The following is a 23,449-nucleotide window of genomic DNA, read 5'->3' on the forward strand; positions in this document are numbered from 1 at the left end:
AATCAATTACCTTTTCTTTTTTTCACCAGATTCATTGCCTTCTCCGTATTAGCAAAATGCAGTTTTACATATTGCGGCAGCACTTCTCGTCCTTTTTTCAAAATCAGCTTTGCTGCGGCTTCATCCACCTGAGCACCTGCGCCTTTTGGAATCTTAAATCCTGCCGATTCACTCAGCTTGTCAAAATACTGAACAAAGGCATACCGCGCGAGAATTGAGGCTGCTGCTACAGCAAGATGGATACCCTCGGCCTTTGTACTAAAATAAACATTTTCCCTCGCTACAGCCTTTTGATTTTTAACATGTTGAAAATAGGTACTTTCTTGAACAAACTGGTCGATAAGAATACCTTCTGGTTTCACAGGAGAAATCTTCTCAAGCACTTTCAGAATGGCTTGGTTATGAAGTATGGCCTTCATTTTGCCCTGTGACATACCTGACTTTTGCAGCTGATTATACTTTTCATTTTTTAATGTCATTAGACTAAATGGAACAATATCTTTAATTACCTTTGCAATGGCAATGATTTTATCATCATTGAGATCCTTTGAATCTCTAACACCTAATTCTTTTAACAAAGGAATATCTTCCTTCCTAACATAAGAAGCCACAACCGTTATTGGACCAAAAAAATCACCAGTACCTACTTCATCCGAGCCTATAACGGACCAGTTGCTAAAACCTTCTGGCAGATTCCCTTTAGCAGCTTTTGATTTGGCGGGAGCTTTTGCAGCAGCCTCACCCCATCTGCTCGCTTCTGCTTCACTGCCATTCCCCTGAAACAAAACCTTCCCAGACTTATAGGCAGTAATCATTGAGCCAGATGTCTTCGCTGCAAATACACTTCCTGGAGGAGTTTTGTCCAGCAATTTTCCTTCATAATAGCTTTTCATTTTATTAATTTCAGACAAAGTTAGATTTAATACAACATTTCCCACTCCCAAAACACTCCTCGACAATTTTCTAGAAAAAGTAAAAAAGCTCCAGTTTCATCCGTTTCTCTTTTCGACACATATCCGTTCGTGTTATATTATAAAATAGGGATTTCTTCGAACCGAATGGAGGCAGTAATTTGTCAAATACAGATAAAACCAGAACAACCGTTGATATATACGGAACTCAATACGTTATTTTAGGTACTGAATCCCAAAACCATGTTCGACATGTCGCTTCATTAGTTGACAAAAAAATGCGCGAAATAGGTTCCAGGAATCCATTACTTGATGTGAATAAACTCGCTGTATTAACTGCAGTGAATGCGGTCAATGATTATATCAAAATGAAGGAACAACTAGAGCGGCTGCAATCTGAACTACAAAAGGAAAAGGACTGAATAAGTCATGTTGGATTTAGCAATTATTTTATTATTAGTTTTTGGTTTTTTTATTGGATTAAAAAGAGGTTTCATTTTGCAGTTAGTCCATTTAACAGGTTTTATTATTGCATACATAGTGGCAAATTTATACTACGATGATTTGGCACCTAGACTCACGCTGTGGGTTCCATATCCAAATCTTGGGACTACATCTCCTTTAAAACTATTAAGTGAGAACGGTAATATGGAAGAAGCCTTTTACCGCGCGATTGCCTTTATCATTATTTTCTTTGCGGTGAAAATCCTGCTGCAAGTGATAGGATCGATGCTTGATTTTATTGCCCATTTGCCTATTCTAAAACAATTAAATGTTTGGGCAGGCGGGATCCTTGGTTTTGCTGAGGTCTACTTACTTATCTTCATTTTATTATATATTGCTGCGCTAGTTCCAATGGAAGTTTTGCAGAAACCTTTGGATGATTCAATTATGGCGAACTTAATTGTCAATCATACACCATTCCTTTCGGAGCAAATAAAAAATATCTGGATTGAATATACTGCTGCTTTAACTTCTCTCTGAGGAGAGAAGGACTTCTTTAACTTCTCTGTATGGAGACGATGCTCTTAACTTCTCTCGAGGGAGAAGTTGCTCTTAACTTCTCTCTAAGAGAGAAGTTTTTCTATTAAAAGGTTAAAATAAGTGCAAGGCGGGTGGAAGTAATGGAGGTAAATAAAAAGGATTTAATACGACTATTAGAGACGATTGCGGTATATATGGAGCTTAAAGGTGAAAATCCCTTTAAGGTATCAGCTTTTCGCAAAGCGGCATCTGCACTAGAATTTGATGACCGGACTCTATCTGAAATTGAGGATTTTACCTCGCTGTCAGGAATCGGCAAAGGTACAGCTGCTGTGATTGAAGAATACATAAATGAGGGTACTTCCTCGGTGTTAACAGAATTGAAGGAAGAAGTTCCAAAAGGGTTAATTCCGTTATTACAATTGCCTGGTCTTGGCGGGAAGAAAATTGCAAAGCTTCACAAAGAGCTAGGAATTGAAGATGTCACAACCTTAGAAGAAGCATGTAAAGCAGGAAAAGTGCAAGCATTAGCAGGTTTTGGGAAAAAGACGGAAGAGAAAATCTTAAGTGCCATTGCAAATGCAGGATCTAGACCTGACAGACTGCCGCTTGCCTACATGCTGCCAATTGCAGAGCAGATTGAAGCCAGGCTCTCTGAGTCTCCTGAGATTCACCTATCCTCACGGGCTGGAAGTTTACGCAGAGTGAGAGAAACCGTTAAAGATCTAGACTTTATTATTGCGACTGAACATCCAGAAAAGGTGAAACAGTTCCTGCTCGAATTACCGAATATTAAAGAAACTATCGGTGCGGGTGATACAAAAGTGTCGCTTGTGTTTGGTTACGATTATGATGTATCTGTTGATTTTCGGATTGTTAAACCAGAGGAATTCATCACTACTCTCCATCATTTTACCGGTTCAAAGGACCATAATGTAAGAATGAGACAGCTTGCAAAGGAACGTGGAGAAAAGATTAGCGAATATGGGGTGGAGAATGTAGAGACAGGTGAAATTCTTACTTTTTCATCAGAAGAAGAATTTTACAAGCATTTTGACCTGCCATTTATTCCTCCGGAAGTAAGAGAAGATGGCAAAGAGGTTGAGGAGTTTCCAGCTTATGAAGGTGAATTAATCCAACTAAGTGATATTAAGGGCGACCTTCACATGCATTCAACCTGGAGCGATGGGGCACATTCAATTGAGGAAATGGTGGAAGCCTGCCGTGCAAAGGGTTATAAATATATGGCAATCACTGACCACTCTCAGTATTTGAAAGTCGCAAATGGACTGACACGTGAGCGGTTGTTGCAGCAAAAAGAAGAAATAAAAAAATTAAATGAGAAATATGATGATATTTTAATCCTCTCTGGTGTTGAAATGGATATTCTGCCTGATGGCACATTGGATTATGAGGACGATCTGTTATCTCAAATGGACTTTGTCATCGCATCTATTCATTCAGCTTTTTCACAGCCAAGAGAAAAAATAATGGAGCGTTTAACCACAGCATTAAAAAATGCACATGTTGATTTAATTGCCCATCCGACTGGCAGAAAAATTGGCCGCCGTGAAGGCTACGATGTCGATATCGATATGCTGATTGAACTCGCGAAAGAAACAAATACTGCCTTAGAGCTGAATGCTAATCCTAATCGATTAGATTTAAAAGCTGAGTATCTGCGAAAAGCACAGGATGCAGGGGTTAAACTATTTATAAATACGGATGCCCATAAGAAAGAAACGCTCTCCCATATGGGGGTAGGCGTTTCCACAGCGAAAAAGGGCTGGATAAAGAAATCATCGGTAATTAATGCATTAGAGCCGAACGACTTACTAGAATTTTTGCATAATCGAAATTAAGGAGGTTTACTCCATGCAAGAAAGAACGTTAAAGGTATTGGAATTTACTAAAGTGAGGGATCAGCTCATTGATCATGCCGCGTCCTCACTGGGAATAGAGAAGTTAAAACGATTGGTCCCATCAACAGATTTTGAAGAAGTAGTAAAGCTTCAGGCAGAAACGGATGAGGCCTCAACCGTATTAAGGATAAAAGGAAATGTCCCATTATCGGGAATTCACGATATTCGTGCCCATATTAAACGCTCTGTTATTGGGGGTGTCCTTAGTTCTCACGAGTTAATACAGATTGCTAGTACGATCCATGCAAGCAGGCAAATGAAGCGATTTATTGAGGATATTGCCGAAGAAAGAACGGAAATCCCCATTTTAATGGAGCAAGTTGAGCGGATTATGATTTTAGCTAATTTGGAGGAGTCCATCAGACATGCCATTGATGAGAGCGGGGAGGTTCTTGATAGTGCGAGTGACCTGCTGCGAACGTTAAGGCACCAGCTCCGGTCGAATGAAGCGCGTGTACGTGAGAAATTAGAGAGCATGATTCGCTCCTCAAATGCAGCAAAGATGTTGTCGGATTCAATTATCACCATTCGTAACGATCGTTTTGTTATTCCTGTTAAACAGGAGTATCGCGGCCACTATGGCGGTATTATTCATGATCAGAGTTCATCGGGTCAAACTCTATTTATTGAACCACAGGTCATTGTACAATTGAACAATCAACTGCAGGATATAAGAGTGAAAGAGCAGCTTGAAATTGAAAGAATATTGACGGAGCTGTCTGCAAAAACTGCTGAGTTTGAGTCAGAGCTGCAAGTGATTGTCGAGGTGCTGGCCAATCTTGATTTTATTTTTGCAAAAGCAAGATACGGACGTAAAATGAAAGCCAGTATGCCTCTTATGAATAATGAGGGACGAATTGCTTTATATAAAGCCAGACATCCGTTAATACCGATTGATGAAGTCGTTGCCAATGATATTCTGCTCGGGAAAGATTACACGACTATTGTTATTACAGGACCAAACACGGGTGGTAAAACCGTTACCTTAAAAACGCTCGGATTATGTTCGTTAATGGCTCAATCAGGCCTGCAGGTTCCTGCCTATGACGGATCGGAGCTTGCTGTCTTTGATGCCATCTATGCTGATATCGGTGATGAACAATCCATCGAGCAGAGCTTAAGTACTTTTTCTTCCCACATGGTAAATATCGTGGACATATTGAAGAAGGTTGATTTTAATTCTCTTGTCCTTTTCGACGAGCTTGGTGCAGGTACAGACCCGCAGGAAGGTGCAGCACTTGCAATTTCCATTTTAGATGAAGTGCACAATCGAGGGGCGAGGGTGATTGCCACAACTCATTATCCAGAATTAAAGGCCTACGGCTATAACCGTGAAGGTGTTCTCAATGCGAGTGTGGAATTTGATGTCGAAACCTTGAGTCCAACTTACAAGCTGCTCCTTGGTGTTCCAGGACGAAGCAATGCCTTTGAAATTTCAAAACGGTTAGGCTTAAGCGACACTGTGATTCAAGCAGCAAGATCCCATGTTAGTGAAGATACCAATCAAATTGATAAGATGATTGCCTCACTTGAAAGCAGTAAGCGCCAGGCAGAAATTGAACAGGAAGAAGCACGTGATTATTTAAGACAGGCAGAAAAGCTCCATCAGGATATGCAGAAGCAGATGATTGAATTTTATGAGAATAAAGACTCAATGCTAGAAAAGGCAGCACAACAAGCTGGTGATATTCTTGAAGAGGCAAAGAGTGAGGCAGAAAAGGTTATACGTGACCTTCGTAAAATGAGAATCGAGAAACATGCTGATATTAAGGAGCACGAATTAATTGATGCAAAGCGGCGTCTTGAGGCCGCAACGCCTGAAATAAAGAAATCCGCCAAACAAATCAATAATAAAACGAAGAAGCATACCTTCACACCTGGTGACGAAGTGAAAGTCCTGACTTTTGGTCAAAAGGGTACACTTCTTGAAAAAGTTTCTGATAACGAATGGCAGGTGCAAATCGGGATCCTGAAAATGAAGGTGAAAGAAAAGGATTTAGAGTATATCAGCACACCAAAGCCAGTAGAAACAAGACCGATGGCGATTGTTCAAGGCAGGGATGCAGATGTAAAGCTAGAATTAGATTTGCGCGGAGAAAGATATGAAGCAGCACTCTTAAGAGTGGAAAAATATATAGATGATGCGTTATTATCAAACTATCCTCGTGTATCAATTATTCACGGGAAAGGCACGGGCGCATTAAGACAGGGAGTCCAGGAATATTTGCGAAATCACCGTTCTGTTAAGAAAATCCGCTTTGGAGAAGCAGGTGAGGGCGGCTCTGGTGTTACCGTGGTCGAATTTAAATAATAACCGGGGAGAATAAGGAATGAACCAGTTTTGGGATAACGTGTATATTCAAAGTGCTGCCAATTATAGTGTAGTTATACTATGTGTGGTTTTATTTTTAGCCATTTTTGAATTAGTAACGAAATATAGAAATTGGGAAGAAATCCAAAAGGGCAATATTGCTGTTGCGATGGCCACTGGAGGGAAAATTTTTGGGATTGCTAATATTTTCCGCTATTCCATTGAACAGAATGATTCATTGGTAACAATGATTGGCTGGGGAGTATTTGGCTTTGTGCTGTTACTGATTGGATATTTTATCTTTGAATTCTTAACACCTAAATTTAACGTTGACGATGAAATAAAAAATGATAATCGCGCGGTTGGTTTCATTGCAATGATTTTGTCAATCGGCTTATCCTTTGTAATAGGTGCGGGAATATCGTAAGGGGAGATTAAGCGTGGAAACATTAGCGAAAGTGCTTCTTGGGTTATGCGCCTTGTTTTTGCTAATTGGATTGGGGTATATGATATTTTAAATGGAAATCATCGTTGAGTAATCGACGGTGATTTTTTTATCGTGATATGATGAACAATAGTTGTTGTTCCAATTGTTTAAAGAGTCTGACTATATTATAATGAAAGGGAAGTGGAAAAATTTAAAATAGTAAAAAAGGAGGGTTACTAATGTATGATTCAAAACCATGGCTCACCTCTTACCCTGAAGAGATACCTGCGGAACTAGAATTTCGACCTGAACCTGTTCAGCAGTATTTGGTAGATGCGGCAAAGAGTTATCCAGATAAAATTGCCATTCACTTCATGGGAAAGGAGATGACATATAAAGAGCTTTACAATGAATCACTTTCATTTGCCAGTTATCTACAGGAACTGGGGATTGCAAAAGGTGACCGAGTTGCCATTATGCTCGCCAATACACCACAATCAGTCATAAGTTATTTTGGAATATTAATGGCTGGGGGAATTGTTGTTCAAACTAACCCATTATATACCGAACGTGAACTAGAATATCAAATGAAGGACTCCGGAGCTAAGGCAATCATCACACTTGACATCCTCTATCCTCGTGTTTCTAAGGTGATGCCGCAGACAGATTTGCAGCACATTATTGTAACCGCTATCAAAGATTACCTGCCATTCCCAAAAAATTTAGTTTATCCTTTTATCCAGAAAAAGCAATATGGAATTGTTGTTAATGTTAAACATGAAGGCAATAACCACTTATTTAAAGAAATAGTAAAATTGAAGCCTAAAAAACTCGTAGAATATGATTTCGACTTCGAGGAGGATGTAGCACTGCTCCAATATACTGGCGGCACAACAGGTTCTCCTAAAGGAGTTATGCTGACACACAGAAACCTCGTTGCCAACTCTTCGATGTGTACGGCATGGTTGTACAAATCTAAACCAGGAGAGGAATCAGTGCTTGGAATTGTACCGTTTTTCCATGTTTATGGAATGACGATCATTATGATTTTATCAGTCATGCAGGCTTATAAAATGATTATTTTACCAAAGTTTGATGCATTGACGACTTTGAAAACAATCCAAAAACAGCGTCCTACATTGTTTCCAGGTGCACCAACCATTTATATAGGTCTATTAAATCATCCTGATCTTAAAAAATATGATCTATCATCCATTGATTCCTGTCTCAGCGGCTCTGCACCTCTACCCATTGAAGTGCAAGAGGAATTTGAGAAGGTTACAGGCGGAAAGCTTGTAGAGGGATATGGTTTAACTGAATCATCTCCAGTGACGCATTCTAATTTCCTATGGGATCGACCACGGGTAAAGGGAAGTATTGGTGTACCATGGCCAAATACGGAGGTTAGGATTGTCTCAATGGAAAATGGCGAAATCTTGCCGGTTAAGGAAATTGGTGAAATTATCATTAAAGGTCCACAAGTGATGAAAGGCTATTGGAATCGTCCTGATGCAACAGAGGAAACAATTAAAGACGGTTGGCTTTACACGGGGGACCTTGGCTATATGGATGAAGATGGATATTTCTATGTAGTAGATAGAAAGAAGGATATGATTATTGCTGGTGGATATAATATCTATCCGAGAGAAATTGAAGAAGTCTTATATGAACATCCTGATGTTTTGGAAGCTGTTGCTGCAGGAATTCCGGATCCATATCGGGGTGAAACCGTTAAGGCATATGTTGTGTTAAAAGAAGGATCTAAGCTTACTTCAGATGAGTTGAATCAATATGCTAGAAAGTATTTAGCTGCTTATAAGGCTCCTAGATTATATGAATTTAGAAATGAATTACCGAAAACAGCAGTAGGGAAAATATTAAGAAGAACCCTGGTTGAAGAAGAAATGAGAAAAATAGAGGAAGAAAACAAAAAACACGCTTAATTCCCGTACAAAATGCACTTCTTTTTTTTGAATAATATAGCTTGTACCTATGCGGGCAATAAAGTAATATAAAAATGTCTTTGAATTTCTTGACAGAAATACAACTAATATCTATTATAAAAATATGAATGATTATTCATTCATATTTTATTTTTTGTAAAAAATACTTTCTTCAAGAGGAGGGAGAACCAATGAAAAAAAATAAACCAAAATACATGCAGATTATTGATGCTGCTGTCATTGCAATTGCGGAAGTTGGTTATCATCAGGCACAGGTTTCGAAAATTGCAAAGCAGGCTGGTGTCGCAGACGGTACCATTTATCTTTATTTTAAAAACAAAGAAGACATTCTCATCTCACTCTTTGAAGAAAAAATGGGAAGCTTTATTGAAAAAATAGATGAAATGATAGCAGGAAAAGAGACAGCGGTGGAGAAGTTATATATGATGATTGAAGCTCATTTTCGTAATCTTTCCGATGATCATCACATGGCAATCGTCACCCAGCTTGAATTACGGCAATCAAATAAAGAGCTGCGTATGAGAATAAATAATGTTCTTAAAGGATATTTGCAAGTGATAGATAAAATCATCATTGAAGGAAAAGAAACGGGAGAGTTTTCAAGTGACCTCGATGTTCGTCTTGCCCGGCAAATGATTTTCGGCACGATGGATGAAACCGTGACAACTTGGGTTTTGAATGAGGAAAAATATGATTTAACAGCACTCGCTAAACCAGTCCATCAGCTATTGATTAAGGGCTGTGGAAATCATTAAGATTCGAGTTATAGAGGAGGAGGATTCTTTTGGAATACTTAAAATGGTCTTATCAAGATAGGATTGCGACGATTACCATTCAGCGTCCACCGGCAAATGCCCTCTCACAAGGACTGTTACGAGAATTATCGGCTGTTTTGGATGAAATCGAACCAAACAGTGAGATTAAGGTGATTGTCATTCACGGTGAAGGGCGTTTCTTCTCAGCAGGTGCGGATATTAAAGAATTTACAACTGTTTCTTCTTCAGAGGGTTTTGCGAATCTTGGGAAATTCGGACAGGATTTGTTTGACCGGATGGAGAAATTCCCTAAACCAATTATTGCAGCGATTCATGGCGCAGCGCTTGGCGGCGGCTTGGAGCTTGCAATGGCTTGTCATATCCGTTTAGTGGGTGAGAAGTCGAAGCTTGGTCTTCCTGAACTGCAGCTTGGATTAATTCCTGGATTTGCGGGAACACAGCGTCTTCCTAAATATGTTGGTGTTGCACGGGCTGCAGAAATGCTTTTCACATCTGAGCCAATCACAGGAATGGAAGCGGTTCAATTTGGCTTGGCGAATCATGCTTATCCTGAAGAAGAAGTGCTGGAGCAAGCACTTAAACTGTCGGGGAAAATTGCTAAGAAAAGTACAGGGTCCCTGAAGGCGACAATTGAATTATTAAATTATGCTAAGAATGAAGAGTTTTATAAAGGCTCTGCTAAAGAAGCTGAGTTGTTTGGAGAAATATTTGTATCGAATGATGCAAAAGAAGGAATCCAGGCGTTTATTGAAAAAAGAGAGCCGCATTTTAAAGGTGAATAACTTCCACATAGGAGTTAAAATATTTTTTTATGTTAAATTTTCTTAATCTTTGAAACAGAAAAAATGTTTGCATTATAGGAGGGAAACCATGAACATTTATGTACTTTTAAAAAGAACGTTTGATACGGAAGAAAAGATTACTATTTCTGGCGGTAAAATCAATGAGGATGGTGCGGAGTTTATCATAAATCCTTACGATGAATATGCAGTGGAAGAAGCAATCCAAGTCCGCGATGCTAATGGCGGTGAAGTAACCGTTATTTCAGTTGGAACTGAAGAAGCTGAAAAGCAATTACGTACAGCACTTGCTATGGGCGCAGACAAAGCGGTCCTAATTAATACTGAAGATGATGTGGAAAACGGCGATCAATTCACTACATCAAAAATCATTGCTGAATACCTAAAAGATAAGGATGCAGATCTTATTATTGGTGGAAATGTAGCAATTGATGGCGGTTCTGGACAAGTAGGTCCACGTGTTGCGGAATTGCTGAACATTCCTTATGTGACAACAATTACGAAGCTTGAAATTAACGGTACAAATGTAACCGTTACCCGTGACGTTGAAGGTGATTCTGAAGTAATCGAAACTAGCCTGCCATTATTGGTCACGGCGCAGCAAGGTTTAAACGAGCCTCGATATCCATCTTTACCAGGTATTATGAAGGCCAAGAAAAAGCCGCTTGATGAATTAGAATTAGATGATCTTGATCTTGAAGAAGATGATGTCGAAGCAAAAACAAAAACAATTGAAATTTATTTGCCGGCTAAAAAAGAAGCTGGAAAGGTTTTATCTGGAGAGTTAAATGACCAGGTAAAAGAACTCGTTCACCTTCTTCATACAGAAGCGAAAGTAATTTAAACGTCAGTTTTTAAACATAAATTTTGATTAGCCAAAAATGAACTGCAGGAGGGTAAAGGAATGACTAGAAAAGTATTAGTATTAGGAGAAACGCGTGACGGTTCTTTGCGTAATGTTTCTTTCGAAGCAATTGCTGCAGCAAAAACAGTAGCAGAGGGCGGAGAAGTAGTTGGTTTTTTACTTGGGGAAAATGTTAGCGCTTTAGGAGCGGAGTTAATTCAATATGGTGCTGACCGCGTTGTTGTCGTTGAAGATGCAAAGCTAAACCAGTATACATCTGATGGTTATGCACAAGCATTGTTAGCAGTGTTAGAAAAGGAAAGCCCAGAAGGTTTAGTTTTAGGACATACATCTCAAGGGAAAGACCTTTCACCGAGAATTGCTGCTAAGCTCGCTTCTGGATTAATTTCTGACGCTACAGCTGTTGAGGTGGCAGGCGGAAATGTCGTCTTTACACGCCCTATCTATTCTGGTAAGGCCTTTGAAAAGAAAATCGTGACGGATGGCTTAGTTTTTGCAACTGTCAGACCAAATAATATAGCACCTTTAACAAAAGATGAAAGCAGAACAGGTGAGGTTGCTTCATTATCCGTTGAAATTAAAGACCTTCGTGCCATTATTAAAGAAGTAGTTAGAAAAGCAAGCGAAGGTGTAGATTTAAGTGAAGCGAAAGTTGTCATTTCTGGAGGACGCGGTGTCAAGAGTGCAGGAGGCTTTGAACCACTAAAAGAGCTGGCAAATGTTTTAGGCGGTGCTGTTGGTGCCTCTCGTGGAGCTTGTGATGCTGACTATTGTGACTACTCTTTACAGATTGGTCAAACAGGCAAGGTTGTAACACCTGATTTATACATTGCCTGCGGAATCTCTGGAGCTATTCAGCACTTAGCAGGTATGTCTAACTCTAAGGTAATTGTTGCTATTAACAAAGACCCAGAAGCAAATATCTTTAAAGTAGCAGACTACGGAATTGTTGGTGACTTATTCGAGGTTGTACCTTTACTTACTGAAGAGTTTAAGAAGCTTAAAGTTCATTCATAATGGCAATAATACTAAGGCGGGCAGTAAAAAACTGTTCGCCTTATTACATACAATTAGAAAGAATACGAAAACTATTTTAGGGGAAATTATTCCGAGACAGATTATTAGCATGATGGTTTAAACAGTGCTATACTTTCGTTGTATTTAGTATTCATTAGGAGGGCTTTACAAATGGCTATTTCAAACGTAACAGATGCAAATTTCTCTGCTGAAACAGGTTCCGGCCTTGTACTTGCAGATTTCTGGGCTCCATGGTGTGGACCTTGTAAAATGATTGCTCCAGTTCTTGAAGAACTTGATTCAGAAATGGGCGAAAAAGTTAAGATCGTTAAATTAGATGTAGACGATAACCAAGAAACTGCAGCTAAATACGGTGTTATGAGTATCCCTACACTTCTTGTTTTCAAAGATGGCGAAGTGGTTGACAAAGTTGTCGGCTTCCAGCCAAAAGATGCTTTAGCAAGTGTGCTTGAAAAGCACGCTTAAGCGATAGATAACCTTAGCTAGGATTGTCCTAGCTAAGGTTTTTTATTGCTATGTAAAATAGTCCTGTTGATTTCCTCTCCACTAAGGAAAGCTTCTGCGAATAATCACCGCAGTGACAGGTGGGTTTTTACCTGTCACGAGGCACTTCGCTTTCCGCGGGCGGTCCGGGGAGCCTCCTCAGTGCTTTCGCCTGCGGGGTCTCCCCTGCCCCGTCCTCCCGCAGGAGTCTTCGTGCCTTCCGTTCCAATCAACAGGGTGCCAAAAAAAATTAGACTATAAACAAAGCCCTTTAAAAATAATGGAAAAAGAATTAGGCTTTTATTTATCTGCTTTATCCTTTAAAATTTTAAGGAAGATAAAAAGACGGAGAGGAGCAGCTTGTAATGAATGAAAATATAAAACAAAAATTAACTCTGCTGCCTGATCAGCCTGGCTGCTACTTGATGAAGGACCGTCAGGGTACGATCATTTATGTAGGAAAAGCTAAAATACTTAAAAATCGAGTCCGCTCTTATTTTACAGGGTCACACGATGGAAAAACGTTCCGGCTTGTGAATGAAATTGAGGATTTTGAATATATCGTCACTTCTTCCAATATTGAAGCATTGCTGCTTGAATTAAACCTAATTAAAAAATATGATCCCAAATATAATGTGATGTTGAAGGATGATAAAACATATCCGTTTATTAAGCTGACGGCGGAAAGACATCCGAAACTTATTATCACAAGAAAAGTTAAAAAGGATAAGGGTAAATACTTTGGTCCCTATCCAAACGTCATGGCTGCAAATGAAACCAAAAAACTGTTAGACCGAATTTACCCATTGCGAAAATGTTCAACCCTTCCAGATCGGGTATGTTTGTATTACCATTTAGGGCAGTGCCTGGCACCATGTGTCAATGAGGTGCATGAAGAGCAATATAAACAAATGACAGACGAAATTACCCGTTTCCTAAATGGCGGATATAATGAGATTAAAAAAGAATTAACTGAAAAAATGAACAGTGCCTCTGAGGAATTAGATTTTGAACGTGCGAAGGAATTCCGCGACAAGATTATTCATATAGAAACCATTATGGAAAAGCAAAAAATTACGATGACAGATTTTACGGATCGTGATGTGTTTGGCTATGCTGTCGATAAGGGCTGGATGTGTGTTCAAGTCTTCTTTGTACGCCAAGGAAAGCTGATTGAACGTGATGTTTCCATGTTCCCGATTTTCAATGAGCCAGAAGAAGAGATTCTTACCTTCCTTGGCCGATTTTACGAAAAATCCAATCATATTAAACCAAAAGAAGTTCTAATTCAGGATGAAATCGACTTAAGCTTAGCGGAACAGCTCTTACAAATAAAAGTCTTAAAGCCGCAACGTGGTCAGAAAAAGGATCTTATAAAAATGGCGATTAAAAATGCCAAAATAGCACTAAATGAGAAATTTTCACTCATTGAAAAGGATGAAGTTCGGACCATTAAGGCAGTTGAAAACTTAGGAGAGCTTATGGGTATTTACACCCCTCACCGAATTGAATCCTTTGATAATTCTAATATTCAAGGAACCGACCCTGTATCAGCTATGGTTGTATTTATCGATGGAAAGCCAAATAAGCGTGAATATCGAAAGTATAAGATAAAATCTGTTAAGGGTCCGGATGATTATGAATCTATGCGAGAAGTGACTAGGAGAAGATATTCACGGGCTTTAAAAGAGGAATTGCCGCTTCCTGACCTCATTATTATTGATGGAGGAAAAGGGCATGTGGAAGCAGTCAGAGATGTCCTGGAAAACGAGCTTGGCTTAGATATTCCATTGGCTGGATTAGTGAAAGATGATAAGCATAAAACTTCTAACCTGCTATATGGTAATCCGCTTGAAATTATCCCGCTTGGAAGAAACAGCCAAGAGTTTTATCTATTACAACGGATTCAAGACGAAGTTCACCGTTTTGCCATTACCTTCCATCGTCAAACCCGTGGGAAAAGTGCATTTCAATCATTGCTCGATGAAATTCCAGGTATCGGCGAAAAACGAAAAAAACAGCTGTTAAAAGAATTTGGTTCCGTTAAGAAAATGAAGGAAGCAACGTTTGAAGAGTTTAGAGCAATTGGGATTCCAGCTCCTGCAGTAGAAGAATTAATGAAAAAACTTCAATCTTAGTGATTGTCAGAGATTTTACGCTATGCTATAATAAGTGAAAATTTATAATACTAGCACTTTTTAATATTGAAGTGAAGGTAGAGGTGCGAAATTCAATAGTAATGATTCTGAGAAGGATGAGCTTCTAGGAAGAATCATGAAAGGGGATGTTCGCCGAAGTGAAGAAAGTCTCATTTCTTTCTTTGCTGGTCTGAGTATTGAATAAATACCAGATTGTCAAGACTTTATGTCTTGGAGAGCTATCTTACATTGTCGACGCAAGAATTTTTTTGTGTATGTAAAGCAATGAGATGCCCTCTCATTGCTTTTATTTATTTTTCGGAGGCTCTTGTTAAAACTGAATGTTGATATCACTATGTTTGGAAAATAAGCGGAGAATTTCCGCTTAAATTGGGAAATTCTATTATTCCCTTAAAAATAGGCGGAGTTTTTCCGCTTATTGTATCCAAATCCTTGTAATTTGTCATATTTAAAGCAGTTAAGCGGAATATCTCCGCTTATATTGCTTCTAAAGGTTGCTCTATAAAAAATAGCCGGAAATTCTCCGCCTATGATTTCTCAACCCTACACAAAAATCAACAATGAATAATAACAGAGCCTTTGCGGAAAAAGATACAATGATAGCTAAACCTATAACTGAAAGCAGGGGAAAAGATGGGTTTAATTGTTCAAAAGTTTGGCGGCACTTCGGTAGCTAGTGCAGAGAGAATACTAAATGTAGCACAGCGTGTAAAAGCTGAAACCGACTTAGGAAATCAAGTCGTAGTGGTTGTTTCTGCAATGGGGAAATCAACGGATCAGCTTGTCAATTTAGCAAAGGAAATTTCTAAACAGCCAAATAAACGGGATATGGATATGCTGTTAAGCACGGGAGAACAGGTAACCATTTCCTTATTATCCATGGCTCTAAATGAGCAAAATCTTCCAGCAGTATCGTTTACAGGCTGGCAGGCAGGAATTGTTACAGAGCCTGTTCATGGTAATGCCCGTATTACTACGATAAATACGGAAACGGTAAAGAATCAGCTTGCTGATGGCAAAGTGGTCATTGTCGCAGGTTTCCAAGGCATCACTGAAAATGGCGAGATTACAACTCTCGGTCGAGGTGGATCCGATACAACAGCAGTGGCACTTGCAGCAGCACTTAAGGCGGATAAATGCGATATATATACTGATGTGACTGGGGTTTTCACCACAGATCCTCGATATGTAAAGAGTGCCCGAAAATTAAAATCAGTGTCTTATGATGAAATGCTTGAACTTGCCAATCTAGGTGCCGGTGTTCTGCATCCAAGAGCAGTAGAATTTGCGAAGAACTATCAGGTACGGCTTGAAGTGCGTTCAAGTTTGGAAAGAGTAGAAGGAACAGTGATTGAGGAGGAAGCATCAATGGAACAAAACCTTGTAGTCCGTGGAGTGGCATTTGAAGATGAAATTACAAAGGTAAGCGTGTTAGGTCTTGCCAATTCTTTAACAAGTTTATCAACCATTTTTACAACATTAGCGGAGAATCATTTAAACGTAGATATCATTGTTCAGAGCACAACAGAAGCAGAAACATCAAATCTTGCTTTCTCTATTAAAACAGATGACCTTATAGCTACGTTAAATGTTCTTGAAAATAACAAGGATGTTCTAAATTATGAGCAGCTTGATGCTGAAAATAAATTAGCAAAAGTGTCCATCGTTGGTTCTGGAATGATTTCAAACCCAGGAGTCGCTGCAAAAATGTTTGAAGTACTGGCAGCTAACGATATTCAAATTAAAATGGTCAGCACTTCAGAAATCAAAGTATCAGCAGTAGTTGAAGAAAAACACATGCTAAAAGCCGTAGAAGTATTACACCAAGCATTTGGTCTTTCTGCAGAAAACGAATAATATGAAAAAGCATTCATCGTGTCAGCCGATGAATGCTTTTTCTACATGCTAAAGTGTGTCTTTTCGATCCCATTTAACTGTGAATTGGACTTTGTTTGCTTTTTTTACTGGATGCTCGAAGGTTTCGGCGATGACTTGTTTTTGGAGTTGTATTTGTTGTGCAAGGAAGCCTGCTTCGATTTGAAAGTAGTGTTCAGCTTTTGATTTGACCCGTGAAATGATTAGCGGGCTTGCTAATTCAAATTCAATTTCATCTTTTCGTTCTTTTTTTATTTCGAGATGTCCCCATGAAGCCTTTACAAAGAAATCAACGATGTCATCAAAAGTGTTTAATGGGTGTTTACGGGCGAGACTCTTCCCCGCCCAGTAAAGAATCTCGGGTGTGTCTTTTCCCAGAATCTCTGGCAATATGAATTCTCTAATCAACTCATAACCAAATAGTGAAATATTTCTTGATTCATCAGATTGTACATTAAGTTCGACGGCAGTGCTTTCGTTCATTTTGCATCCCCTCTTTCTACCACTCTATTATATACAATTATGACTTAGAGTAAGAACACTTTTTAAGGAATATATGTAAAGCTTTAGAGCAGTGAAGGATTGTTATTTTGCAATATAATAGCCTTTCTTTCATCATAATTATGTTCCCCAAAATTAATTTTGGTCTATAGGAAAAACATAAATATTTATTGTAATTCTGCTGGGTTTAATACAAGATAATGCCAATTTAGTGAAATGAATCTTATAATTTAATATAATATCAATATATTTAAAAAATTTCATTTTTACCAAACTTTTGTGTATCCGTTTTCTTGACGCTTATTCCTGATGGGAGTAAAATGGACATGTCACATAATTGTCACAGTGGTGCTAAGTTAATTTACAAGAACCATAGAAAAGGCTTAACATCATGTTAAAAATTCAAGGGGGGTTAATTATGGCGGGGAATCGTGAGTTTTTGAATCGAAGATTGCATTCTTTACTAGGAGTTATTCCAATAGGTTTATTCCTTGTGCAGCATTTAGTAGTCAATCATTTTGCTACAGGAGGGGCTGAGTCCTTTAACAAAGCTGCGGATTTTATGGGGAACCTTCCTTTTAGAATTGTCCTAGAAACAGTGATTATCTATTTACCAATTTTATTTCATGCAATCTATGGCCTTTATATTGCTTTTACCGCAAAAAACAATGCCGGAAAATATGGATATTTCAGAAACTGGATGTTCCTATTACAGCGTGTTTCAGGTGTCATTACGTTAATCTTTATTACATGGCACGTATGGCAGACTCGCGTAGCAGCAGCATTCGGAGCACATGTTAACTATGACATGATGGCTGATATCCTATCTTCACCATTCATGTTTGTTTTCTATTTAATTGGTGTCATTTCAACTATTTTCCACTTTGCGAACGGTTTGTGGTCATTCTTGGTTAGCTGGGGTATTACAGTTTCCCCTCGTTCTCAAGTAATAACTACATATTTTACAATTGGTGTTTTCGTAGTTCTTTCAATCGTAGCATTAAGAACACTTTTAGCTTTCGTTTAAAAAATTAACTTCATACTCTGTGTTGAAAAATATTGGATTTTTGGATTAAGGGAGTGAGTCACAATGAGTAAGGGTAAGGTGATCATAGTTGGCGGCGGCTTAGCCGGCTTAATGGCGACCATAAAAGTTGCAGAAACAGGAACACCAGTAGAATTATTTTCACTTGTTCCAGTTAAACGTTCCCACTCCGTTTGTGCCCAAGGCGGTATGAATGGAGCAGTAAATACAAAAGGTGAAGGTGATTCACCATGGATTCACTTTGATGATACCGTGTATGGCGGAGACTTTTTAGCCAACCAGCCTCCGGTAAAGGCAATGTGTGAGGCAGCACCTGGTATCATTCACTTAATGGACCGTATGGGAGTTATGTTTAACCGTACGCCAGAAGGACTATTGGACTTCCGCCGTTTCGGAGGTACACAGCATTCAAGAACAGCATTTGCTGGTGCGACAACAGGACAACAGCTCCTTTATGCATTGGACGAGCAGGTTCGTCGTCATGAAGTTGCAGGATTAGTAACAAAATACGAAGGCTGGGAATTTTTAGGCTCAGTTGTCGATGACGATGGAGTCTGCCGAGGAATTGTTGCTCAAAACTTAACATCGATGGAGATTAAATCCTTCGCTGGGGATGCTGTTATTATGGCAACTGGCGGCCCTGGAATCATTTTCGGAAAAACAACCAACTCTGTAATTAATACAGGTTCTGCTGCATCGATCGTTTATCAACAAGGTGCCTATTATGCAAATGGTGAAATGATTCAAATTCACCCAACGGCTATCCCAGGAGATGATAAGCTTCGTTTAATGAGTGAATCTGCTCGTGGTGAAGGCGGACGGGTTTGGACGTATAAGGATGGAAAGCCTTGGTACTTCCTAGAGGAAAAATATCCTGCTTACGGAAACCTTGTACCACGTGATATTGCAACGCGTGAAATATTCTCTGTCTGTGTGGATCAGAAGCTGGGGATTAACGGCGAAAACATGGTATACCTTGATCTTTCACATAAGGATCCAAAAGAATTAGATATTAAACTTGGCGGCATCATTGAAATCTATGAAAAATTCATGGGTGACGATCCACGTAAAGTTCCAATGAAAATTTTCCCTGCTGTTCACTATTCAATGGGCGGTCTATGGGTTGATTATGACCAGATGACAAATATTCCTGGACTTTTTGCTGCCGGTGAGTGTGATTATTCACAGCACGGTGCTAATCGTTTAGGAGCGAATTCATTACTCTCTGCTATCTATGGCGGTATGGTCGTAGGACCGAATGCGGTTAGATATATCAAGGGTCTTGAGAAGAGTTCAGATGCGGTTTCATCAACTGTATTTGATCGTCATGTGAAGGAACAAGAAGACAAGTGGGCTTCCATTATGTCTTTAAATGGTACGGAAAATGCGTACGTTCTTCATAAAGAGCTTGGCGAATGGATGACTGATAATGTGACAGTTGTACGCCAAAATGACAGACTATTAAAAACAGATGAAAAGATTCAAGAGTTAATGGAACGATATAAAAATATTAACATTCAAGATACAAGCAAATGGAGCAATCAGGGAGCAACCTTTACGCGTCAATTACAGAACATGCTTCAATTGGCACGCGTTATCACAATCGGTGCTTACAATCGTAATGAAAGCCGCGGCGCACATTATAAGCCTGAATTCCCGAATCGTGATGATGAAAACTTCTTAAAAACAACAATGGCAAAATTTGTTGATGGCTCATCTGCACCAGCTTTCCATTACGAGGAAATTGATGTTTCCTTAATTAAGCCTCGTGAACGCAACTATGCAAAAAAGAAAGGGGAGTAGGAACACATGTCTGAAAATAAAACAGTAAAATTTATTGTTACACGTCAAGATAGCCCTGATTCTGCTCCTTTTGAAGAGGAGTTTGAGCTAGCGTATCGTCCGAATATGAACGTAATTTCTGCTTTAATGGAAATTCGTAGAAATCCTGTCAATACAAAAGGACAAGCTACTACCCCAATTACTTGGGATAGTAACTGTCTAGAAGAAGTTTGTGGAGCATGTTCAATGGTGATTAACGGCAAGCCGCGCCAATCATGTTCGGCACTAGTTGACCAACTGGAGCAGCCAATTCGTCTAGAGCCAATGAGAACATTCCCGGTTGTACGTGACCTTCAGGTTGACCGCAGCAGAATGTTTGATGCATTAAAGAAAGTAAAAGCTTGGATTCCAATCGATGGAACGTACGACTTGGGACCTGGTCCTCGTATGCCAGAGAAAAAGCGTCAATGGGCTTATGAGCTTTCAAAATGTATGACTTGTGGTGTCTGCCTTGAGGCTTGCCCAAATGTTAACAGCAATTCAAACTTTATTGGACCTCAGCCGCTTTCACAGGTACGTCTATTCAATGCGCATCCAACGGGTGAAATGAATAGATCTGAACGCCTAGAAGCGATTATGGGTGATGGTGGACTAGCAAACTGTGGTAACTCACAGAACTGTGTTCAGTCATGTCCGAAAGGAATTCCATTAACTACTTCTATTGCTGCCTTAAACCGTGATACAACGATTCAAGCATTTAAAAACTTCTTCGGAAGCGACCAAGTGTAAATTGAAAAGCGGAAGCGCCTTGACCAGGGAAAAATTAAGTTCAATTTTTCCTAGGGGCGACAGGCATAAGACTAGCCGGCGGGAAGGTTGTTCTTTAACCTTTCTGACGGATTGGCTTAGACCTGAGAGCCCCTAGGCGCTGTAGCTGGATCTAATTCTTTAAACCTTCTTTTCTATTATGAAAAGGAGGTTTTTCCTATTTTAAGGGCAGGACTTTTAAACTGCATTTTGCTATACTAATAGTAAGATTCTTTCGAAGTTGGGAAAAAGGATGGGTTATAAGGGTGAAAAAACTACCGTTACTAATAATATTGGCAGGACTTGTTGTAATTGGAATCGGAGTTTGGCAGATACTTGAGACTAATTTTATGAGTGATGCTTCATTAAAAGAAGCGAAAAGAATAGTGGCAAAGGCAGAGTCAAAATATGATGAGGACGAACCTTTTAAAAATCCTCAAAAAATCGAACCGCCAAAGTTTGGTGAAACGGTCGGTTTGTTGACGATTCCAAGGATAAAATCAGAATTAGCGATTGTTGAGGGTACCGACCCAGACGATTTAAAAAAAGGAGTCGGGCATTATAAGGGATCTTACTTCCCAGGTGAAAATGGACAGATTGTTCTATCGGGGCATCGAGATACTGTATTTCGACGATTAGGTGAGCTTGAGCCTGGAGATATCTTTGAAGTACAAATGCAAAATGGGAAATTCAAATATGAATTAACAAATACGAAGATTGTAGATGCAGAGGATCGGACAATCATTACGCTGCAAAACACGAAGGAAGAATTAATCGTCATCACCTGTTATCCATTCCGTTTTGTTGGAAACGCACCTCAAAGATACATCATCTATGCAAAACCAATTTAAAGTCCTTTACGCAGGGCTTTTTTTTCTAATATTTTTTTAAAAATTATTCTCCTCATAGCATTTCTAGTCACTCTAGTTGTGTCATTCACATAAGATATCGTGACTAATTAGATACCCACCCGATGGTTCATAACTGGCGAAGGCAAGGAGGGTCACAATACTTGAAGGAGAATGAATATACTCACAAGCCGTTACTCACCAAACGTGAAAGAGAAGTATTCGAACTCTTAGTACAGGATAAAACTACTAAGGAAATCGCAGGTGAATTATTTATAAGCGAGAAGACGGTTCGAAATCATATTTCCAATGCTATGCAAAAGCTTGGTGTAAAGGGGCGTTCACAAGCAGTTGTAGAGCTCCTTCGTATGGGAGAGCTAGAACTTTAATCATGACCGGCATCCTTCGGGAGGCCGGTTCATGTTTTTATTTCAGATTTGGAAGAACCTTTACTTTGGTATAGACTTGTTTATGTATGTTTTGAAGATATTTAGACGAAGAGGTGCAATGAGATGTATCAGGTTAAACAGTATGCTGACGGTGATTATCAAATCTATGAGCTTATCGACTCGACAACAAATTCATGGGTAAAGGCTGCACCTGAAAGAGGGGGCATTATCATCGGATTTGGCGTTCAAGGGGAAGAGATTCTCTTTCTAAATAAAGAAACATTTTACAATAAAGAGGCAAATATCAGAGGCGGAATCCCTATTCTTTTCCCTATTTCAGGACAACTTGAGAATGGGGAATATGAATGGGAAGGAAAAGTATATCAGATGAAAAATCATGGGGTAGCAAGAAACAATCCCTGGGAAGTTATCGAGACATCCAACAACCAAGAAGCAGCGTTAAAAATGGCGCTTTATAGTAATGAGGAAACGAAAAAATCCTATCCATTCGATTTTGAAGTCATTTTTACATATATCTTAAAAGGAAATAGGTTAACTATTCAACAGGAGTACAGTAATAAGTCAGACGCTCCCATGCCGATCTATGCTGGGTTTCATCCATACTTTAAAACCTCCAGTAAGAACCTTCAGTACGAAACTGACGCAAATACGTATTTAGACTATAACGATATGCTTATTAAGAAAGTCAGTGACGGCTTAGATCTTACCGGGAAGAAAGAATCTTTTGGCTTATTAGACCCAGTGAAGAGTGAAATATCCTTTACCTTACCGGAAAATAAAAGAAAAATTAGATTGACATATGGAGATGAATTTAAATATGTAATTCTATGGAGTGAAGAGGGACAAGACTTTGTCTGTGTGGAACCGTGGATGGCTAATACAAAGGAACTGAACACCAAGGAGGAACTTACCCTTATTGCGCCTAACGATACCTTAAAAACATATCTGAGTATTACGGTTGAGTAAATAAGAGGTTGAAATTTCTTCGAAAAAAGTAGAAAATAAGAGCAGATTAAGAACGGGGAATTCTGCGAAATTCAGGCAAAGGGATGCCTCACATAGGAGTGTATTAAGGATGACTGTCGAAAATTCACAAAAGGTTGGCGAGGAGATTGTCGCTAGAATAGAAAAGGATTTGCGCTATATTTCAGGAATTATTAAGCAAAAAGGAAGGGAAATGCTTAGTCATTATAAAATAACACCACCGCAATTTGTAGCACTGCAGTGGTTATTTGAAGATGGTGATATGACCATCGGGGAATTGTCTACTAAAATGTATTTGGCCTTTAGTACAACCACTGATCTCGTCGATCGGATGGAAAAAAATCAACTGGTTGTTCGTGTAAAGGATCCTAAGGATCGTCGCGTCGTTAGAATTCATTTACTTGAAGAAGGTGAAAGAATAATAGATGAAGTAATAAAGAAACGTCAAGTTTACTTAGAGGAAGTTTTAACTAATTTCTCATTAGAAGAAATTCAACAACTTCAAAACAACCTGATGAAACTGCATCAAGATATGCGTTAGTAAAGAGGCGAAGAAA

At 39.1% G+C, this 23,449-nt stretch carries 22 protein-coding genes and 1 riboswitch; of the genes, 20 read left to right on the forward strand and 2 right to left on the reverse strand.

Annotated features, from left to right (window positions below):
• Nucleotides 1-2: 2 nt before the first annotated feature.
• Nucleotides 3-938 (reverse strand): ribonuclease HIII, encoded by a 936-nt coding sequence (rnhC, locus tag H0184_RS12350; protein WP_221825234.1) that lies wholly within the window; start codon nucleotides 936-938, stop codon nucleotides 3-5.
• Nucleotides 939-1,072: 134 nt separating this feature from the next.
• On the opposite strand from rnhC, the gene zapA reads away from it, so the two are divergent.
• From zapA to H0184_RS12415, 13 genes are all read left to right on the forward strand, one after another.
• A complete protein-coding gene (gene zapA, locus H0184_RS12355) occupies nucleotides 1,073-1,333 on the forward strand; it encodes a cell division protein ZapA (protein ID WP_221825237.1) in 261 nt (86 codons plus the stop codon).
• Nucleotides 1,334-1,340: 7 nt separating this feature from the next.
• Nucleotides 1,341-1,895 (forward strand): CvpA family protein, encoded by a 555-nt coding sequence (locus H0184_RS12360; RefSeq protein WP_221825240.1) that lies wholly within the window; start codon nucleotides 1,341-1,343, stop codon nucleotides 1,893-1,895.
• Nucleotides 1,896-2,035: 140 nt separating this feature from the next.
• Complete coding sequence (gene polX, locus H0184_RS12365) at nucleotides 2,036-3,757, forward strand: DNA polymerase/3'-5' exonuclease PolX (RefSeq protein WP_221825243.1); 1,722 nt, start codon at nucleotides 2,036-2,038, stop codon at nucleotides 3,755-3,757.
• A 13-nt stretch (nucleotides 3,758-3,770) separates the two neighbouring features.
• A complete protein-coding gene (locus H0184_RS12370) occupies nucleotides 3,771-6,128 on the forward strand; it encodes an endonuclease MutS2 (protein ID WP_221825246.1) in 2,358 nt (785 codons plus the stop codon).
• Nucleotides 6,129-6,147: 19 nt separating this feature from the next.
• Nucleotides 6,148-6,555, forward strand: coding sequence for a DUF350 domain-containing protein (locus tag H0184_RS12375; protein WP_221825256.1), 408 nt, complete (start codon nucleotides 6,148-6,150; stop codon nucleotides 6,553-6,555).
• A gap of 239 nt (nucleotides 6,556-6,794) precedes the next feature.
• The gene (locus tag H0184_RS12380) at nucleotides 6,795-8,498 is read left to right on the forward strand and encodes a long-chain-fatty-acid--CoA ligase (protein ID WP_221825259.1); all 1,704 of its coding nucleotides are present in this window, start codon (nucleotides 6,795-6,797) and stop codon (nucleotides 8,496-8,498) included.
• A 191-nt stretch (nucleotides 8,499-8,689) separates the two neighbouring features.
• Nucleotides 8,690-9,274: a TetR/AcrR family transcriptional regulator gene (locus H0184_RS12385; protein WP_221825262.1), complete on the forward strand. Its 585-nt coding sequence runs from the start codon at nucleotides 8,690-8,692 to the stop codon at nucleotides 9,272-9,274.
• 29 nt (nucleotides 9,275-9,303) lie between these two features.
• A complete protein-coding gene (locus H0184_RS12390; RefSeq protein WP_221825265.1) occupies nucleotides 9,304-10,077 on the forward strand; it encodes an enoyl-CoA hydratase in 774 nt (257 codons plus the stop codon).
• 88 nt (nucleotides 10,078-10,165) lie between these two features.
• The gene (locus tag H0184_RS12395) at nucleotides 10,166-10,939 is read left to right on the forward strand and encodes an electron transfer flavoprotein subunit beta/FixA family protein (protein WP_221825272.1); all 774 of its coding nucleotides are present in this window, start codon (nucleotides 10,166-10,168) and stop codon (nucleotides 10,937-10,939) included.
• A 60-nt stretch (nucleotides 10,940-10,999) separates the two neighbouring features.
• Nucleotides 11,000-11,977, forward strand: coding sequence for an electron transfer flavoprotein subunit alpha/FixB family protein (locus H0184_RS12400; RefSeq protein ID WP_221825274.1), 978 nt, complete (start codon nucleotides 11,000-11,002; stop codon nucleotides 11,975-11,977).
• Nucleotides 11,978-12,148: 171 nt separating this feature from the next.
• On the forward strand, nucleotides 12,149-12,463 hold the full coding sequence (gene trxA, locus H0184_RS12405; protein ID WP_221825277.1) for a thioredoxin: 315 nt from the start codon (nucleotides 12,149-12,151) through the stop codon (nucleotides 12,461-12,463).
• Between the two features lie 383 nt (nucleotides 12,464-12,846).
• Nucleotides 12,847-14,619, forward strand: coding sequence for an excinuclease ABC subunit UvrC (gene uvrC, locus H0184_RS12410; protein ID WP_221825280.1), 1,773 nt, complete (start codon nucleotides 12,847-12,849; stop codon nucleotides 14,617-14,619).
• A 70-nt stretch (nucleotides 14,620-14,689) separates the two neighbouring features.
• Nucleotides 14,690-14,869, forward strand: a riboswitch (Lysine riboswitch).
• 404 nt (nucleotides 14,870-15,273) lie between these two features.
• Nucleotides 15,274-16,497 (forward strand): aspartate kinase, encoded by a 1,224-nt coding sequence (locus H0184_RS12415; RefSeq protein ID WP_221825283.1) that lies wholly within the window; start codon nucleotides 15,274-15,276, stop codon nucleotides 16,495-16,497.
• 48 nt (nucleotides 16,498-16,545) lie between these two features.
• Here H0184_RS12415 and H0184_RS12420 read toward each other — a convergent pair whose 3' ends face one another.
• A complete protein-coding gene (locus H0184_RS12420; RefSeq protein WP_221825286.1) occupies nucleotides 16,546-16,998 on the reverse strand; it encodes a YslB family protein in 453 nt (150 codons plus the stop codon).
• A gap of 436 nt (nucleotides 16,999-17,434) precedes the next feature.
• On the opposite strand from H0184_RS12420, the gene H0184_RS12425 reads away from it, so the two are divergent.
• The 7 genes from H0184_RS12425 (at nucleotide 17,435) to H0184_RS12455 (ending at nucleotide 23,433) form a co-directional block, all read left to right on the forward strand.
• The gene (locus H0184_RS12425) at nucleotides 17,435-18,043 is read left to right on the forward strand and encodes a succinate dehydrogenase cytochrome b558 subunit (protein WP_221825289.1); all 609 of its coding nucleotides are present in this window, start codon (nucleotides 17,435-17,437) and stop codon (nucleotides 18,041-18,043) included.
• Nucleotides 18,044-18,106: 63 nt separating this feature from the next.
• Nucleotides 18,107-19,864, forward strand: coding sequence for a succinate dehydrogenase flavoprotein subunit (sdhA, locus tag H0184_RS12430; RefSeq protein WP_221825292.1), 1,758 nt, complete (start codon nucleotides 18,107-18,109; stop codon nucleotides 19,862-19,864).
• Between the two features lie 6 nt (nucleotides 19,865-19,870).
• On the forward strand, nucleotides 19,871-20,632 hold the full coding sequence (gene sdhB, locus H0184_RS12435; RefSeq protein WP_221825294.1) for a succinate dehydrogenase iron-sulfur subunit: 762 nt from the start codon (nucleotides 19,871-19,873) through the stop codon (nucleotides 20,630-20,632).
• Nucleotides 20,633-20,916: 284 nt separating this feature from the next.
• The gene (locus tag H0184_RS12440; protein ID WP_313771759.1) at nucleotides 20,917-21,501 is read left to right on the forward strand and encodes a class D sortase; all 585 of its coding nucleotides are present in this window, start codon (nucleotides 20,917-20,919) and stop codon (nucleotides 21,499-21,501) included.
• 161 nt (nucleotides 21,502-21,662) lie between these two features.
• Nucleotides 21,663-21,887, forward strand: a complete 225-nt coding sequence (gene gerE, locus H0184_RS12445) for a spore germination transcription factor GerE (RefSeq protein WP_009796032.1) — start codon at nucleotides 21,663-21,665, stop codon at nucleotides 21,885-21,887.
• A gap of 123 nt (nucleotides 21,888-22,010) precedes the next feature.
• The gene (locus tag H0184_RS12450) at nucleotides 22,011-22,874 is read left to right on the forward strand and encodes an aldose epimerase family protein (RefSeq protein ID WP_221825297.1); all 864 of its coding nucleotides are present in this window, start codon (nucleotides 22,011-22,013) and stop codon (nucleotides 22,872-22,874) included.
• A 109-nt stretch (nucleotides 22,875-22,983) separates the two neighbouring features.
• Nucleotides 22,984-23,433, forward strand: coding sequence for a MarR family winged helix-turn-helix transcriptional regulator (locus tag H0184_RS12455; protein ID WP_221825300.1), 450 nt, complete (start codon nucleotides 22,984-22,986; stop codon nucleotides 23,431-23,433).
• The last annotated feature ends 16 nt before the right edge of the window (nucleotides 23,434-23,449 follow it).

This window comes from Neobacillus niacini, assembly GCF_019749295.1.
GTDB classification, from domain to species: Bacteria; Bacillota; Bacilli; order Bacillales; family Cytobacillaceae; genus Neobacillus; species Neobacillus niacini_D.